This window comes from Brevibacillus nitrificans, assembly GCF_003710965.1.
GTDB lineage: Bacteria > Bacillota > Bacilli > Brevibacillales > Brevibacillaceae > Brevibacillus > Brevibacillus centrosporus.
The window spans coordinates 58629-73602 of sequence record NZ_RHHU01000011.1 but is presented as its reverse complement, the minus strand read 5'-3'; the positions used below and the strand labels follow the sequence as shown (position 1 = coordinate 73602).

General features: G+C 51.7%; 19 protein-coding genes and 1 riboswitch. Of the genes, 13 read left to right on the top strand and 6 right to left on the bottom strand.

Annotation, left to right across the window (positions count from 1 at the left end; all coding sequences use genetic code 11):
- Window positions 1-36: 36 nt before the first annotated feature.
- Complete coding sequence (locus tag EDM59_RS31700; RefSeq protein ID WP_342769217.1) at window positions 37-1110, top strand: ankyrin repeat domain-containing protein; 1074 nt, start codon at window positions 37-39, stop codon at window positions 1108-1110.
- Window positions 1111-1194: 84 nt separating this feature from the next.
- Here the strand turns inward: EDM59_RS31700 and EDM59_RS18325 are convergent, their stop codons facing one another.
- Window positions 1195-1506: a hypothetical protein gene (locus tag EDM59_RS18325; protein ID WP_122924946.1), complete on the bottom strand. Its 312-nt coding sequence runs from the start codon at window positions 1504-1506 to the stop codon at window positions 1195-1197.
- A gap of 132 nt (window positions 1507-1638) precedes the next feature.
- On the opposite strand from EDM59_RS18325, the gene EDM59_RS18320 reads away from it, so the two are divergent.
- The 3 genes from EDM59_RS18320 to EDM59_RS18310 all read left to right on the top strand — a co-directional run bounded on the left by EDM59_RS18320 (window position 1639) and on the right by EDM59_RS18310 (window position 4318).
- On the top strand, window positions 1639-2205 hold the full coding sequence (locus EDM59_RS18320) for a hypothetical protein (RefSeq protein WP_122924945.1): 567 nt from the start codon (window positions 1639-1641) through the stop codon (window positions 2203-2205).
- A 95-nt stretch (window positions 2206-2300) separates the two neighbouring features.
- The gene (locus tag EDM59_RS18315; RefSeq protein ID WP_122924944.1) at window positions 2301-2864 is read left to right on the top strand and encodes a biotin transporter BioY; all 564 of its coding nucleotides are present in this window, start codon (window positions 2301-2303) and stop codon (window positions 2862-2864) included.
- Between the two features lie 113 nt (window positions 2865-2977).
- On the top strand, window positions 2978-4318 hold the full coding sequence (locus EDM59_RS18310; protein ID WP_122924943.1) for a cytochrome P450: 1341 nt from the start codon (window positions 2978-2980) through the stop codon (window positions 4316-4318).
- Between the two features lie 166 nt (window positions 4319-4484).
- On the opposite strand, the gene EDM59_RS18305 is transcribed toward EDM59_RS18310, so the two are convergent.
- From EDM59_RS18305 to EDM59_RS18295, 3 genes are all read right to left on the bottom strand, one after another.
- Window positions 4485-5864, bottom strand: a complete 1380-nt coding sequence (locus tag EDM59_RS18305) for a sensor histidine kinase (protein WP_122924942.1) — start codon at window positions 5862-5864, stop codon at window positions 4485-4487.
- Window positions 5865-6587, bottom strand: a complete 723-nt coding sequence (locus EDM59_RS18300; protein ID WP_122924941.1) for a response regulator transcription factor — start codon at window positions 6585-6587, stop codon at window positions 5865-5867.
- 227 nt (window positions 6588-6814) lie between these two features.
- Window positions 6815-7345, bottom strand: coding sequence for a C40 family peptidase (locus EDM59_RS18295; protein WP_122924940.1), 531 nt, complete (start codon window positions 7343-7345; stop codon window positions 6815-6817).
- A gap of 4 nt (window positions 7346-7349) precedes the next feature.
- Window positions 7350-7491: riboswitch (cyclic di-AMP (ydaO/yuaA leader) on the bottom strand.
- 295 nt (window positions 7492-7786) lie between these two features.
- Between EDM59_RS18295 and EDM59_RS18290 the strand changes: the two genes are divergently transcribed.
- The 7 genes from EDM59_RS18290 (at window position 7787) to prpE (ending at window position 13145) form a co-directional block, all read left to right on the top strand.
- Complete coding sequence (locus tag EDM59_RS18290) at window positions 7787-8185, top strand: LiaF transmembrane domain-containing protein (RefSeq protein ID WP_122925204.1); 399 nt, start codon at window positions 7787-7789, stop codon at window positions 8183-8185.
- Window positions 8186-8242: 57 nt separating this feature from the next.
- Entirely contained in the window at window positions 8243-8938 is a 696-nt protein-coding gene (locus EDM59_RS18285; RefSeq protein WP_122924939.1) for a PspA/IM30 family protein, read from the top strand.
- A gap of 91 nt (window positions 8939-9029) precedes the next feature.
- On the top strand, window positions 9030-9587 hold the full coding sequence (locus EDM59_RS18280; protein WP_183192949.1) for a class I SAM-dependent methyltransferase: 558 nt from the start codon (window positions 9030-9032) through the stop codon (window positions 9585-9587).
- A 36-nt stretch (window positions 9588-9623) separates the two neighbouring features.
- The gene (gene liaF, locus EDM59_RS18275; RefSeq protein ID WP_122924938.1) at window positions 9624-10427 is read left to right on the top strand and encodes a cell wall-active antibiotics response protein LiaF; all 804 of its coding nucleotides are present in this window, start codon (window positions 9624-9626) and stop codon (window positions 10425-10427) included.
- A gap of 13 nt (window positions 10428-10440) precedes the next feature.
- Window positions 10441-11589, top strand: a complete 1149-nt coding sequence (locus tag EDM59_RS18270; RefSeq protein WP_122924937.1) for a HAMP domain-containing sensor histidine kinase — start codon at window positions 10441-10443, stop codon at window positions 11587-11589.
- 8 nt (window positions 11590-11597) lie between these two features.
- The gene (locus tag EDM59_RS18265; RefSeq protein ID WP_122924936.1) at window positions 11598-12227 is read left to right on the top strand and encodes a response regulator; all 630 of its coding nucleotides are present in this window, start codon (window positions 11598-11600) and stop codon (window positions 12225-12227) included.
- Window positions 12228-12323: 96 nt separating this feature from the next.
- A complete protein-coding gene (gene prpE, locus EDM59_RS18260) occupies window positions 12324-13145 on the top strand; it encodes a bis(5'-nucleosyl)-tetraphosphatase PrpE (RefSeq protein WP_122924935.1) in 822 nt (273 codons plus the stop codon).
- On the opposite strand, the gene EDM59_RS18255 is transcribed toward prpE, so the two are convergent.
- Together EDM59_RS18255 and EDM59_RS18250 are read right to left on the bottom strand one after the other, a co-directional pair.
- Entirely contained in the window at window positions 13130-13426 is a 297-nt protein-coding gene (locus EDM59_RS18255; protein ID WP_122924934.1) for a hypothetical protein, read from the bottom strand. The two genes, prpE and EDM59_RS18255, sit on opposite strands and share 16 nt — an antisense overlap.
- A gap of 17 nt (window positions 13427-13443) precedes the next feature.
- The gene (locus EDM59_RS18250) at window positions 13444-14265 is read right to left on the bottom strand and encodes an N-acetylmuramoyl-L-alanine amidase family protein (RefSeq protein WP_122924933.1); all 822 of its coding nucleotides are present in this window, start codon (window positions 14263-14265) and stop codon (window positions 13444-13446) included.
- Window positions 14266-14416: 151 nt separating this feature from the next.
- Between EDM59_RS18250 and EDM59_RS18245 the strand changes: the two genes are divergently transcribed.
- Both EDM59_RS18245 and EDM59_RS18240 read left to right on the top strand, forming a co-directional pair.
- Window positions 14417-14647: a YneF family protein gene (locus EDM59_RS18245; RefSeq protein WP_092267036.1), complete on the top strand. Its 231-nt coding sequence runs from the start codon at window positions 14417-14419 to the stop codon at window positions 14645-14647.
- A gap of 20 nt (window positions 14648-14667) precedes the next feature.
- Complete coding sequence (locus EDM59_RS18240; protein ID WP_092267035.1) at window positions 14668-14853, top strand: hypothetical protein; 186 nt, start codon at window positions 14668-14670, stop codon at window positions 14851-14853.
- The last annotated feature ends 121 nt before the right edge of the window (window positions 14854-14974 follow it).

Here is a 14974-nt window from a genome sequence, read left to right as displayed (position 1 = left end):
GAGTATAGGCACGCAATCGGTGGAGGGAGGAGTCATATGCATATCTTGCCTTTTACTGCGGACATGGTGGAGGATGCAGCGAAACTGCTGGCCTCGCGTCATCAAAAAGACCGTTTGGCGACTCCCGCCCTGCCCTGCCGCTTCGAGAGGGAGCAGGATGCCCGGATCGCGATTGAGACAGAATGGCAAAAACCAGAGACGATTGGGGCAGCCGCGATCAAAAATGGGAAGCTCGTCGGCTATCTTTTCGGGGAAAAAACGGCAAGCACCATCCGCGGACGCCATATCTGGACGAGTCTTGCCGGTCATAGTCTGGCAAGCGGACAGTCCGCAGAGCTGTATCAGGATCTGTATGCGGCAGCAGCCCAGGCTTGGGTGGATGAAGGCTACTTTACCCATTTTACGCTCATTCCAGCACAGGATGCCTCCGCTCTCCATGCCTGGTTTTGCCTCGGCTTTGGTCATGAGCAGGCTCACGGGACGCTATCCCTTGAAACACTCGGGGAACAAACGACAACACAATTACCGCTGCCAGGAGCACAGCTTCGGTTGGCGACCATGGATAGGGAAAGGGGAGAAATGGAAATGGCGACAGCTGCAATGATAAAGGAACTGTTCCAGGCAGCACAGACAGGTGACCTTGCGAAATTACGCGAGCTTTTGAAGACAGATAGCTCGTTGGCGAATACAGAAAATGAAGAGGGGCTGACGGTGCTGGGGTACGCCGCTCACTTCGGCCACAAAGAGGCGGTTGCCTTATTGGTGGATCATGGGGCCGATGTACAAGCGGTGTCCCATTCCAAAATCGCGTATATCCCGTCCAATACGGCTCTGCATGCCGCCATCGCTGGTGAAGGAGATGGGGAAGTGATCCGCTTGCTGCTCGAGCGAGGTGCGAAGACCGACATCTTTGACAGCAATGGCCATACCTGCCTGCACACGGCAGCCTTCCACGACGAGCATGTCGAGATCATCCGCCTGCTGCTTGCGTACGGAGCTGCGATCAACGAGCCTGCAAATAACGAAGGGCGGCATACCGCACTCACTCTTGCTTTGGAAAAAGGAAACGAGCAGGTCGCTGCGTACTTGCGGCTACACGGAGCAATCTGAGCAGTCATACACAAAATACATTCGAGCCTACTCATACAAAAGCCGCTGAGGACTTATCCACAGCGGCTTTTGTACAGCGCTTCCCTATCGTGTGCTGGGAGAGCTGGCTTTGGTCTGTGCTTGTTTTTTGACGTAGTCGATCAGACCGAGCTGGAAGCCCTCCTGGGTGAGCAAACGCTGAGCCTCATACGTACCGGAGTAGTAGGCCAGGACATGCGGGTCATTTTCCAGAATCTCTTTACAGGCAGCGTCTCTTGACAGCTCCTGGTACCAATCGGCTTGTTTGATCTGGGCTACCAGGTCCTCATAGGCAGGCTCCGGCTTTTTCCAAGGGTTTAGCCTGTGAATGATTTCTCCGAAGATCGCGACGACGACCAGAATGACGATAAGAAACATGGCTGTCACCTCATAGGTTGGTTCACCACCATGTTACCACTCTGTAGAACCTCTTCGCTACGAAAGAAAGCTGTTCCCTTGCAAAAGGAGTGAAAAGCGGGCATTCTAGGAAAGAGAAAAAGGAGGGAAAGTATGTTTCATCCTCTTGTGTTTGACAATATCAGGGTTGTCTTGGAGGGAGCGGTATACGACCGTGATTTTGAAGGAGCGATCCTGATTACGGGACGCTCTGATGTGATGGATATGGCGACGTTTCATCGCTTGTTTCAAATCGAGTTCAAGCTGGCGGAAGCAGCAGAGAAAGAGGGGGCAGTCACCGCCCAGATGCAGCTGCGTACTGGACTTGCCGATATTGCGGCAGAGCAGCTCGAGCAGCCATTGACGGAGCAGATCGGCTGCACGATTTGCATCCATTTTCATTTGCCCATGAATGTGAAAAACGAGATTCCGGAAGAGGCGAAAGCGATCACGAGTATGCTCAACGATATCTGGGGCCATCGTCCATACATCACACATCTGTTAAAAGCGCGCATGGAGGAGAGTCGGTTCGAGTGGCCTCCTGAGCGCGTAGACAACCAGATTACCCTCGATTTTTATCGGAAAATTGATGAGGGCAATATTGATGATCTTCGCGATTTAATCGATCACACGATAGAGTCTTTGCAGCAGCTCCAAGCCTATTTAGCTAAACAGGCATAAATTTTGGTACAGCCATTTACATTTCTCATGAGGCGTATTATTATTATTTTGTTAACCTTATTTATAATTTAGTTAACAAATGGAGGCTCGTACATATGAGAAACGAAAGACTGAGATGGCTTCTTTTATCTGCAATTTTTGCTGCGATTATGGCAGTCCTGTCTCAATTGACGATTCCGCTGCCCCTGATCCCGATCACAGGGCAGACTTTAGCGGTAGGTCTGACCGCGACGATATTGGGTAGCCGTTACGGTACCTTGTCGATATTCATCTACGTCCTGCTGGGTGCGATCGGACTCCCTGTCTTCACGGAAGCGAGCGGGGGTCTGCAAGTCTTGTTTGGGAAAACAGGCGGATATATTTTCGGGTTTATCCTGACCGTTTACGCCACGGGTCTGATTTTAGAGAAGGCGGGCTTCACTTTGAAAAATGCCATGATCGCAAACATCGTGGGAATGGTAATCACGCTGATCTGCGGTTCCATCCAATTGAAATTCGTCCTGGACATTCCTTGGGACAAAGCAGTGGCATTTGGAGCTACCCCGTTTGTGGTGGTAGGGGTCGTCAAAGCGGTTCTGGCATCGATCATCGGGATCAAGGTCAGAGAGCGCCTGATTGCGACACGCCTGCTGCGAATGGAACAGCCGACGATCCGCTAACAAACAGAATCATCTCTCGAAGCCATCCCTTCAGCGGATGGCTTTTTTTCGCATAAACTCCTTTTTGTGCCGGATACTATCGATGACATGCTTTATGACACGAGGAGGACAAGATGAACGAGACCATTACTGGACCAAAAGGGCTTCCCATTACAGGCAACCTGCTTTCGTTTCGGCGCAATCCTCTCCAATTTATCCGCTCGGCATCAAAGTCACACGGCGATGTGGTGCTGTTTCGCTTTGGTCCCAAACGGAACGTCTATTTATTGACCAATCCGGATCATATCAAGGAAGTGCTGGTCACCAAGCAAGCCCATTTTCGGAAGGGCAAAGGGCTGCAGGTCGCAAAGGCGGTAGTGGGCGATGGAATCCTCACCAGTGAAGGCAAAAAACATCTGCGGCAGCGCCGATTGATGCAGCCGGCCTTTCATCGGGAACGCATCGCGACTTACGGGGACGTTATGGTCAAGCAAGGGGTGGATCTCATGTCCGAGTGGAGGGATGGGGACGTACGCGATATCCATCACGACATGATGAAAGTCACGCTGGCGATCATTACGGAAACGATGTTTGGCAAAAGCGTCAAGGAAGGAGCATCCGAGATCGGTCACGCGATCGATGTAGGGCTCCGCTATGTCGCGAACAAAGCCTCGTCCTTCATCGATATTCCTCTCTCTGTGCCGACGCGGAGCAACCGCGAGTTTTTGGAGTCGAATGAGCTGCTGGATAAAACGATTTTTTCGTTGATTGAGGCGAGGCGCAATAATGATGAGCCAGGGAAGGATCTCTTGGGGATGCTGCTCGCAGCACGGGATGAAGAGGATGGAACGGGAATGACCGATGAGCAGGTGCGCGATGAGGTCATGACGATCTTTGTCGCGGGACATGAGACGACCGCCAATACGATGTCGTGGATCTTCTACTTGCTGGCGCGTCATCCGGAAGCCGAGAAGAAGCTGCATGAAGAGCTGGCGACGGTCCTGGGAGAGAGACTTCCCAAAGTAGAGGATCTACCGGAGCTGAAGTATACCAATCTCGTCGTATACGAGTCGCTGCGCCTGTATCCGGCTGCGTGGACGATCAACCGGGAAGTAGTCGAGGAAGTGGAGATTGGGGGACACACGTATCAGCCAGGGGAAACGCTGATGATGAGTCAGTATGTCATGCACCGCGATGAGCGTTTCTACGAAAACCCGGATGCCTTTATCCCGGAGCGGTTTGCGACAGATTTGCTCAAACAGATCCCGACCTTTGCCTTCTTCCCTTTTGGCGGTGGTCCGCGTGTATGTATCGGAAACAACTTTGCTTTGATGGAGGCGACCTTGCTCTTAGCTACGTTTGCCCAGCGCTATCAGCTGAGGCTGGCTGAGCCTGGTCAGGTCGTGGAGCCTGAACCACTCGTGACCTTGCGTCCGAAAAACGGTTTGCGGATGCGCCTGGAAAAAAGAGGATAAAAATCGTTCTGAGAACAAAAAAAAGGCATCTTTTCACGAACGGATGTGCCGCATTGTGTCAGATACCGAACTGGGGGTTATTTATCACTGAAAGCAACATGCTTACATCTTGTACTATATCAAACAAAAATAAAGAATATGTTAACTGGATATAAATCTAAATAAACTACGAAGGGTAGAAGGGGATGGTGAAGGAGAAGCTGCTTCCTATCCCCAATTCGCTGTTTACCGTGATTTCACCGCCATGACGACGGACGATGCTCTGGCAGATAGTCAAACCGAGTCCGGTCCCGCCGTTGTTGCGATTCCGTGATTTTTCCGCCCGATAAAACTTGGTGAACACCTTCGGCAAATCCTCTGCAGCGATGCCCTCCCCTTTATCAATCACGGAAAACAAGACATGGCCTTCCCGTTGATCACAGGTGATCAGGACGGAGCCGTTTGGCTTGTTGTAGTAAATAGCGTTGTTGATCAAATTTTCCATGACGCGGCGCAGGCGATTTTCATCTGCTTCGATGTGGAGCTCGTTGGAGACGCGAAGCTTCCACTGAAAGGATAGACCTGCCTCCTGGATCTTCGCCACATAATCCTCGATGATCCCTTTCATGAACGTTTTGACGTGAATGCGGCTGATATGGAGCCGTACCTCGATGCTCTGCTGCGTGAAATCCTGCAGCTCGTCCAGCAGATGCTCCAGATCCAGTGTCTTTCTCTCGATTTTGTTCATTTGCTTTTGGATGCGCGCCAGATCGGTCACGCGTCCGGTCCCGATATACGAGGCATACCCTTTGATGGTGGTCAAAGGCGTGCGGAAATCATGGGCAATCGCCGCGATCAGCTCGGATTGGCGTTCCTCGGAATAGCGCAGCTCGTCCACCATATCCCCAAAATAGCGGAACAGCTGCCCAAACTCATCATGAGAGCGATACGTAAAGGAAACCAGACGTTTTCCCCCGCGAATTTCCTGGGTCACACGGGAAAGCTCACTGACGGGACGCAATATCCAGCGAAGGAAGAGCGCCAAAAGCACCAGTCCGACCAGGAGGATGCTTCCATAAATAAACCAGAGCATCATGGAAACGCCTTTTGTCGCCATAATGTCGTAGTCGTCTGTGTAAAAGTAGATGACCGTTTCCCCTTTCAGCGGAGGCTCCTGCTGAAAATGATATTCGGCTACAACCTTCAAGTCTCCCTTTTTCGGGGAGGGGCGAGCAGGGGAGGGAGTCGGTACTTTCAGGTCGTATGCCTGCGAGGTCTTGTTGAAGATGATGTTGCCATTCGCATCCTTTACGACCATTCGGTACATGAGATCCTCGGGAAGCTGCTTCTCCAGCTCCTGCCGTTCTGTCGGGTCCTTGAAATTGCTGGAGCGCAGCAGCTGATTCAGGCGCACCTTTTCCGCCGTATCCTTCTCGTACTGATACTGCGAGTGGCGGTCGTTTTTCAGCTGATCAACGATGATGTCCTGGAAGACAAACTTGAACAGCAAAATGTTCAGGGTCAGCAGGCCTATAAAAGATAGAAACAGTTTGTTGCGCAGACTCATTTAGAGCTTCTCCCCGATAAATACGTAGCCTGTCCCCCATTGCGTCTTGATGAACTGGCGGTCCATCTCCAGTTTTTCACGCAGGTTTTTGATATGCACCGTGACGGTGTTGAGTGAACCGTAGCCATATCCCCAGACGCGGTCGTAGATCTGCTCGCGGGTAAAGACGATCCCGGCGTTTTCCGCCAAGAAGGTGAGCAGCTGAAACTCTTTGGTGGACAGATCGATTTTTTGGTTGCTGACGTAGACGGAGTACGTCTCTTTATGAATTTCCAGGTCCTTGAACTTCAATACGGTAATAGGAGAGCCTACGGCTTCTTTCTCCGGCTGTTCTTCTGTATGCTTGCGAATGCGTTCATAGCGGCGCAGATGAGCCCGGATGCGAGCCAGCAGCTCTTCGGTATCAAAAGGCTTGGTGATGTAGTCGTCTGCCCCGATCTCAAAACCGACGACCTTGTCGACAGCCTTCCCTTTCGCACTTAAAAAGAGTATAGGGAGGTCCCATTCCCGGCGAATTTGGGAGCATAGCTCGTAGCCGCTCATGTTTGGCATCATGATGTCGAGCAAAATCAGACTTGGCTTCTTTTCGCTATTTTTCAACAAATCGAGCGCATTCTCGCCACTCTCGGCGGTGGACACCTCGAATCCTTCATTCTCCAGAATATCCTCTAGCAATTCGATGATTTCCAGATTGTCATCCACAATCAAAATATGATCTTTCACCGGATCTACCCCCAGTTACTTCATTATATAAGTGTTCGCGCATAGGCGATCAAAATAATTTAATTACTTATTCCTATCATACCACGCAAACAGTAGGTAAGGGCAAGTGAACCTCCAAACTCATTAGGAAATGCGAATAAGTGAGGTCACATCCTGACACCAGGTCCTAAATTTCGTCAGAAAAAGCCAGAGACGCGAAGTCCCTGGCTTTACATTTTTTTGCCGAACTACTGTTGTTTTGCTTGATTTTCCGGCAACGATGCTGCTTGCACCGCGTTTTCCTTTTTCGGAGTTTCAGCCTTTGCTACCAGAGCGGGTACATTCAGACGCTTTGCGCCGACGTAACGTTTGCTCCAATAGTAGGGGTCGCTCAGCTTCGTGTTCACGACTCCGCGACCAGTTTCCGAATGCACGAATGTGCCGTTTCCGATGTAGATGCCCACATGCGAGATGCTGCGACCGTTGGTTTGGAAGAAAACCAGATCACCAGGCTGTAAATCACCTTTGTCGACTGGCGTTCCCAATTTGTACTGGGCAGCAGAATTGTGTGGCAGGTCTACACCTAACGCATCAAATACGTAGCGCGTAAATCCGGAGCAGTCAAAGCCCTTTTTCGTGGTGCCGGAAGATTTGTAAGGGACACCGTACAGGTCGCTGACGACATCTGTCAGAGGAGAATTCGCCTCCGCAGCTTGTGCAGCGCCGGTTCCCATTGCAAGCAATCCGACGATAAATAAAGATACTAGCAACTTGCGCAAAAGAAACTGCTCCCTTCAAGAGCCTACGAGGTTAGCTGAAGGATTCGGTCGAAAGGACTCCCTAGGCTGCCAAAAAGCGCAACCATTCACCCCAGAAATACATGGTTCCCCCGTTTCCGCCTAGCGGAACTCGGCTATTTTCGATGTTTTTTTACACGCACTCCTAATGGGATTCGTTGCAAGTCCGTGTTTTCCTTTTTTTGCACCGCTTATTCACAATTTCGTCACAAAGTTTTGTCTGATCCTGTAACGAAAACGCTCGAAATTGCAAGAGAAAGATGCGGGAAAAGGCATGTCCGATTAGGGCAGGAAGGAGCATCCGTCCAAGGACGGAGACAAAAACCAACCGTCCGCCCGTTATGGGGCGCCTATGCTGGAGGATACAATAAGGCCATAAGGTTAACACCTGCACCAATGAAGGTGATTGGAGGGAAGGATGGAATGAGCGAACGGTCTGGCAAGTTCTTACTCGGGCTGGTTCTGCTCCTGATCGGTGGGCTGGTTCTTCTTGATCAGATAGGGATTGATTTTGGTGATGTTTTAGGATGGGTCATTCCCGGTTTGATCATGGTTTACGGAGCTCGCAAAGTACTGGGCCATGGAGGCTCCCGCTTCTGGGGAGTGCTGATTTTCACCTTTGGTCTTCTGATGCTGATTGGGAAGCTGCACCTGCTGTTTCACGGCATATTGGCGATTGGGTTGATCTATCTCGGATACAGTCTGCTCCGCCATAAAGATCCTCCCAAGGAGGCACCAGCCGAGTGGGAAAGACAGTGGGCACAACGAGTTTTAAAGGAAGACGCCCTGGATCATTGGGAATCGGGCATGACGAAAAAGTAGAGCCACTTGTTTTTGGATGAAACCAAACGATGTGATATGATGAGGAGGAAATAACAAATGAGTATTTTTAGACGCTTGCGTGACCTGACAGTAGCTTCGGTGAATGATGCTTTGGATTCCATGGAAGATCCGGTAGTTATGCTCAACCAGTACATGCGTGACATGGAAGTGGAAATTGGACAGGTTGAGGTGGCGGTTGCCCGTCAGGTAGCTTTGGAGAAAAAGTTCCGTCAGCAATGGGAGGAAGCTGTAGCCCTAGTTGAAAAACGCGATCGCCAAGTGAAGCTCGCGCTGACAGAAGGGGAAGACGAGCTGGCACGCCGCGCTCTGGCTGACAAGAAGCAGTACGAGGACCGTGCTCAGGAATATGAGACTCTCTACTTGTCCGCAGCGGAAGCAGCAGGCCAGATGCGTGAAAAACTGGCGGAGCTTAAAGAGGAATTTTACAAGATGCGAGCGAAAAAGTTTACGTTGATGGCTCGTGCCCAAGTAGCTCGTACACAAAAGCAGGTCAATTCTGCTGTCGTCGGTATCGGAAATCAGACAGCTGGCCGAGGATTTGCCCGCATGGAAGAAAAAGTGATGCGGATGGAAGCGGAAGCGCAAATGAGCGGACAATGGCGTCAAACGAGCATGGGCTTGAGCAACGCTCTGTCTGAACTGGAAAAAGACGATTTGGATGCAGAGCTGGCCAATATCAAAGCATCCTTGAAAGAAAACAAAACATCGGCTGCACCCGAAACAAAGGCCTGACTTACAGGAACAGGGGCGCCAGATGTAGAATAGATTGTGGCAATTAGGCAGCCTGTCAACCAGGCTGCTTTTCCCCTAGGAGGTTCTATTCTTGGCAGATTTTTTGGTCTTTTTACGACGATTTATCGCTGAGCCTGGACGCGTCGGTAGTATTACCCCCAGCTCTCGGTTTTTATGTGAGCGAATGTTAAGCCGTGTCAATTGGGACAAGGCGAATGTCATCATGGAACTTGGACCGGGGACGGGTGCATTTACCCAAAGGATCTATCAAAACATTTGTCCAGATGCTAAGTACGTGCTTGTGGAGCGCGATGCCCAATTTCGGACCATGCTGCAGTCCCGGTTTCCCGATGTCATGATTCGGGAAGAAGCGACCATGCTGTCTCACTACTTGGAGGAATTGAAGCTTGGCCAGGCGGATGTCATCATTTCAGGGCTGCCCTTTGCCAATTTTCCGAAAGAACTACGGGAAGCAATCCTGGATCAAGTCCAGTCCGTACTGGCTCCAGGGGGGCTATTCATTACATTCCAATATTCGCTACAACTCCAAGCTGAGCTGCAGGAGCGATTTAGCTGGGTCGAAACCGATTTTACTCTGCTGAACATTCCACCTGCATTCATTTATACATGTCGTAACGGACAGAAGTGAAGATAATCGGCATGGGGCGTAAGAGAGGAGACTTTCGTGAAGCTGTCCCGCGTGCACAAAATGTTGGCTGGTGTCCTGATCATCTTGACGGGGATTGGTCTCTTTTTAGACAGTTTGCATATTATTTCGTTCGGGTTGTTTGATTTGTGGCCGATGGTGCTGGTCTATTTTGGTTTCCGTCTATGGGGGCAGCATAAACGAATCGGCGGCGGTATCCTTTTTTGCCTTGGCGTGATCATTGCTTTGGAAATGTGGTTTGGCATCGGGATCGATGACTTGTTCGGGTTGGTCATCCCCGCCTTGTTTGTTTACTTCGGCTATCGACTGATTCGCGGCAAATCGCGGGAATCGGATCCAGTGGTCAAGTGGTTCTCCAAAAAGGAGCACGCGGCTGGAGCGGTTATGCCCGAGGAGCCAAGCACGACAAAGCCCGAGCCAATCGAGATGCGGGGGCATACTCGCTCGTTACCAAAAGATTCACGCAGTTCGCTGATCGGGGACTTTCATCTGACTTCCGGCCGTTTTGAGCTGAGTCACTTGCATGTTTGGCATGGAATTGGCGATGTCGTGATTGATTTGTCGCGCGCAATGCTGATGACGGAAGAAGCGCAGCTGAACATCGAGGGATGGATTGGCGACGTGACGATCTACGTGCCTGTCGATCTGCCAGTATCCGTATCGGCTGAGCTGTCTGTCGGCGATCTGGAGGTTTTCAGTAACCGTCAGGGAGGAATCAACCGCAGTATCATGATTCGCTCGGATCATTACGACCGGGCGGTAAATAAAGTGAGCTTGCATATCTCGCTGCTTGTCGGCGATATCAAAGTCAAGTACATCTAGGAGGTACTGGCGAATGCGTCGACAGCGATTAGCGAGTATTCAATGGCAAAGTGTCCGCTACGGCATGGGATTGTCCATAGCTACGGTCACCGTCGCGTTTGTTTGTTTTTTTGCGCTTCATCTCGTTTGGAAAGACGATCCGCAGCTGGTCCGTTGGTACTCGGAGCTGATACAGGATCCTCGGGTGCACTTGTGGACGGTTGAGTATTTGGGGATAGAGCTTCCGCCAGAGCCGGATTGGGTCGCGCAGCTGATGGCGGTCGTGGTTTCCATGCCTGCCGGTGCATTGGTGGGGCTGATCTGCTCTTATATATATGGAAATCTGCTAAAAAAGCGGGTGAGCGTTCTGTGGGAAGCTGCCATGAAGCTGGGCCGGGGGATGCTTTCCTACCGCGTTCCGGAGCTTGGTGTCGATGAGATCGGCGAGCTGGGCTGGCAGCTGAACCGGCTGGCGTCCCAATGGGAAGAGCAGGTGGCCTCCCTGCAGCGTTTGTCCAATCACAATGCGGCACTGGCAGACCAGCTCAAGCAGGCTGCCGTGACGGAAGAGCGGCAGCGGTTGGCGCGTGAGCTGCATGATGCTGTCAGTCAGCAGCTGTTTGCGATCGCCATGACGACCGCCGCGCTGAAACGGTTGATCGAAAAGAATCCGCAGCGTGCGGCGCAGCAGATCGAGCTCGTAGAGGAAATGGCGGCGGCAGCCCAGGCGGAGATGCGTGCCCTTCTTTTGCATCTGCGCCCGGCAACCCTGCAGAACAAGACGCTCAAGGAAGCCATTCTGGAACTGTTGGATGAGCTGACACGTAAAAATAGTATGGAGATTACCTGGGAAATCGAAGCGGTCGTGGGATTGCCAAGCGGCATCGAGGACCACCTGTTTCGCATTTTGCAGGAATCTCTCTCGAATACGCTTCGCCATGCCAAAGCCAGCCAGATCGCGGTAAAGCTGTTTACGTTGCAGGATCAGGTGAGACTGCGTGTGACGGACGATGGCGTTGGCTTTGATCCGGAAGGGGAGAAGCTGACCTCGTATGGCTTGCGCAGCATGCAGGAGCGGGTAGCAGAAGTGGGTGGATCGATGGAGATTTACTCCGCGGTCGGAAAGGGGACGCAAATCGAAGTGCGGATTCCTCTGATGTCACAGACGGAACGGGAAGGGTGAATGTATCTGTGATTCGCGTATTACTGGTAGATGATCACGAGATGGTACGGATGGGATTGGCGGCGTATTTGTCTACGGAGGATGACATTGAAGTCGTAGCAGAGGCGGGCAGCGGCGAAGAAGGGGTGCGCCTGACGGTGGAGCTTCATCCGGATGTCGTCCTGATGGACCTGGTCATGGAAGGCATCGGCGGTGTAGAAGCGACCAGACGGATTCGAGAGGCTTGTCCGGCGAGCAAGGTCATCGTGCTGACGAGCTTTATCGATGATGAAAAGGTGTATCCTGTGATTGAAGCCGGAGCTTTCAGCTATTTGCTGAAAACCTCCCGGGCCGCTGAAATTGCCAAGGCGATCCGATCCGCAGCCGCTGGAGAGCCAGTACTGGAATCGCGGGTAGCAGGAAAGATCATGGCCCGTTTCCGTCACGGTCAAGAAGCACAGCCACACGAGCAGCTGACTCCTCGTGAGCTGGAGGTGCTGAAGCTCATCGGGCAAGGCAAATCCAATCAGGAAATTGCCGACGAGCTGATTATCGGCATCAAGACCGTCAAAACACACGTCAGCAATATTTTAGCCAAGCTAAACGTTGAAGATCGAACTCAGGCAGCGATCTACGTGCACACCAACCACCTTGGCTGACAAGAGAAAACAGCTCACCCTGCAAGAGAGGGTGAGTTTTTTTTGTTTATGTGGTAAAGATAGTAATTAATAGATTTGGAAAGGAGGGGACGGGCTATGAGGCACAAACCTCAGACACGCTCCAAGGTGCTTTCGGCTGACAACGGTGTAGATTTTGTGGGAGATGTACACGGTTGTTACGACGAATTTATGGAATTGCTGAAGCGTTTGGGTTATGAGCGAAGCCAAGACGGTACGTTTCGCCATCCCCAGGGCAGAAAGCTCCTTTCCCTCGGCGATATCACGAGTAGAGGTCCACATTCTATCAAGATGCTGCAGTTCTTTATTCAACATATTGCTGCTGGCGTAGCGGAGATGGTAGATAGCAACCACGGCTGGAAGGTTGCCCGCTGGCTGGACGGCAGACCGGTCACCTTGGCACATGGTGATGAGAAGGTTGAAGAAGAGTTTCGGGTTTACCAGCAGGAGTACGGACCCAAAAAGGCTTCCCTGCTGCGAGAACAGAGCCGCAGGCTGCTCTTTTCATCTCCTTCCCACATGATGGTCAAAAAAAACGACAAGCTCGTCGCTGTCGCCGTCCATGCGGGGATCAAGGATGATTACATCGGTCTGGAATCGCCTGCTGTGCACACGTTCTGTCGATATGGCGACGTGGCGGGTACCGGACCAGACGGGCGACCCATCCGCAGGGAGTGGGCCAAAGAAAGAAGGGGGTACGAGCCTTTGATTGTCTGGGGGCACGATCCTCGTCCGGAACCGGAACGCCAAAACGGTACACTCAATATCGACCAGGGCTGCGTGTTTGGCGGAATGCTGACCGCCTATCGCTATCCCGAGGACGAGCTTGTGAGTGTACCGGCAAAGGAAAATTATTCGGGTCTGGCAGATACGCCGCTGACGCGTTATACCGCAGACTGAGAGTCTTTGTTCTCCTTGTTCTTGGAGGATGTCCACTGCTCGATGGTGTTTTTCGAAGTGGAGTGGATTCCTACAGTTGCGAGCCCGGCAGTGACCCCTTCCATCAGAGCTGTCTTCCAGTCAAAGCCAGGGGCGTACAGCCACTGATTCACCATGTAGATCCCGATAATCAAGACCACTGCTACCCAGCTTCGCAGCTTTTTCGGAATGCGAAAGACATCGGCTAGGGTAGCGGTGGCCGCCAGGGCAAATGCGATAATCAAGCCCAGATCAAAACCCATGCGGCCCCAACTCCCTGTTAAGATTTCAGTTTTTCGTACAAGCGTCTCAGAATGACGGCCTCTGCCCAAAGTGGGAGTGGATTGTCAGCCTGATGTCGCCAGTCCTCATTGGTCAAGAGTCCCTCATCAAACATCCAGTCGATAGCTTCCTGTTTCCAGTCGGGCACGTCGCTGCCACCTCCATTATTCGGGTTTCCGTTGCCGCTTCCCGGGTTTTGCGTTCCGCCGCCTCCACCGCTAGCGGGCGGGGTAGTGGTAGGAGTAGGGGTAGGAGCCGTCTTGGGCGGCTGGTACGTCAGATTGGCGTACTCACAAAAGGCGCGAACGACAGCCTCCGCGAGACTTTGCCAGTCCTTGCTGAGTTTATCCGCATCCAAAGGGTTATCAGCGAAGCCGTATTCGACGATGACTGTCTCCACGCTTCCCGTCTCGCGGTTCATGTAATAGTAGTCCTGACGCGGGTTATTGGGGAGTGTCCGGGTGAAGATACGCCGGTTTGGAACTCCTTCTGCCTCCAGCTCTTCTGCGATGAGCCGTGGAAAGGCAGCAGTTCCGTAAATGGAGTAGATAACCTCGGAGCCGCGTCCACCACCTGCATTGATATGGTTGGAAATGCAGTAACGAGCTCCGCTGCCTCGGACGAGCGCCGCACGATCTTCGCTTGGCAAGGTCACATCGGATGATCGCGTCACGGCAACGGGGATTTGCATTTCTTGAAATCGGCGGTATTGATAGAGGGTAATGTTTAGGGTCATTTGTTTTTCCGTAAACTGCGCACTGTTTCCACCGCCAGGGTCCACACCGCCGTGTCCGGCATCCAGAATGACGATAGGAGCCATGTTTTCATCACCTCATGCAATCAGCATATGCTTGGAAAAGCAAACATGTTGAGGGCAGTCTCATCATTTTTCCTAGTGACAATGTACATATGGCCCAACTATGGTACAATAAAAGGGTTCGTAATTACGCAAAGAGGATGGTAATGTATTGATGGCTTGGTACAACTGGGTAATCCCGATCGTTACACTTTTGCTCGGCCTGGTGGGCGGTTTTGCCGGCGGGACTTATTATTTGAAAAAGCAGATGCAGAACATGCAAATGGACGAAAAACAGCTGCAAGCCATGGCTCGTTCGATGGGGATGAATTTGAACCAAAAACAGCTGAAACAAATGAGCCGCACCATGAAAAATATGAAAATGCCAAATAAATTCGGGAAATAAACAAGCGGAGGGGTGTCGCTATGGGTCCGACCCGTCTGCGCTACACGATGATTGGTTTTATTCTTGGCGTTTTCGTCGTGTATTTGAAAGAGCTGCCTTTGGGTGAAGGGACCCGGTTTGCAGCACCTTTTTACGGAGCGGGCATCGGCCTGCTGATTGACGGCATCATCTTGCGAATGAAACAGAGAAAAGGGAAAGAAGAGTAGGGGAGCTTGGCGGGACGCCAGGCTTTTTTCGAGAGCTTGGCGAAACGCCAGGCTTTTTTCGAGAGCTTGGCGAGACGCCAGGCTTATCCGAGAGCTTGGCGAGACGCCAGGCTTTTTTTTG

Excerpts from the sequence above, each read along its gene's own strand:
- EDM59_RS31700 (WP_342769217.1), top strand. The coding sequence starts at position 37 with ATGCATATCTTGCCTTTTACTGCGGACATGGTGGAGGATGCAGCGAAA.
- EDM59_RS18305 (WP_122924942.1), bottom strand. The coding sequence starts at position 5,864 with ATGAGTCTGCGCAACAAACTGTTTCTATCTTTTATAGGCCTGCTGACC.
- EDM59_RS18315 (WP_122924944.1), top strand. The coding sequence starts at position 2,301 with ATGAGAAACGAAAGACTGAGATGGCTTCTTTTATCTGCAATTTTTGCT.
- EDM59_RS18285 (WP_122924939.1), top strand. The coding sequence starts at position 8,243 with ATGAGTATTTTTAGACGCTTGCGTGACCTGACAGTAGCTTCGGTGAAT.
- EDM59_RS18250 (WP_122924933.1), bottom strand. The coding sequence starts at position 14,265 with ATGGCTCCTATCGTCATTCTGGATGCCGGACACGGCGGTGTGGACCCT.
- EDM59_RS18320 (WP_122924945.1), top strand. The coding sequence starts at position 1,639 with ATGTTTCATCCTCTTGTGTTTGACAATATCAGGGTTGTCTTGGAGGGA.
- prpE (WP_122924935.1), top strand. The coding sequence starts at position 12,324 with ATGAGGCACAAACCTCAGACACGCTCCAAGGTGCTTTCGGCTGACAAC.
- EDM59_RS18245 (WP_092267036.1), top strand. The coding sequence starts at position 14,417 with ATGGCTTGGTACAACTGGGTAATCCCGATCGTTACACTTTTGCTCGGC.
- EDM59_RS18325 (WP_122924946.1), bottom strand. The coding sequence starts at position 1,506 with ATGTTTCTTATCGTCATTCTGGTCGTCGTCGCGATCTTCGGAGAAATC.
- EDM59_RS18240 (WP_092267035.1), top strand. The coding sequence starts at position 14,668 with ATGGGTCCGACCCGTCTGCGCTACACGATGATTGGTTTTATTCTTGGC.
- EDM59_RS18310 (WP_122924943.1), top strand. The coding sequence starts at position 2,978 with ATGAACGAGACCATTACTGGACCAAAAGGGCTTCCCATTACAGGCAAC.
- EDM59_RS18270 (WP_122924937.1), top strand. The coding sequence starts at position 10,441 with ATGCGTCGACAGCGATTAGCGAGTATTCAATGGCAAAGTGTCCGCTAC.
- EDM59_RS18255 (WP_122924934.1), bottom strand. The coding sequence starts at position 13,426 with ATGGGTTTTGATCTGGGCTTGATTATCGCATTTGCCCTGGCGGCCACC.
- EDM59_RS18290 (WP_122925204.1), top strand. The coding sequence starts at position 7,787 with ATGAGCGAACGGTCTGGCAAGTTCTTACTCGGGCTGGTTCTGCTCCTG.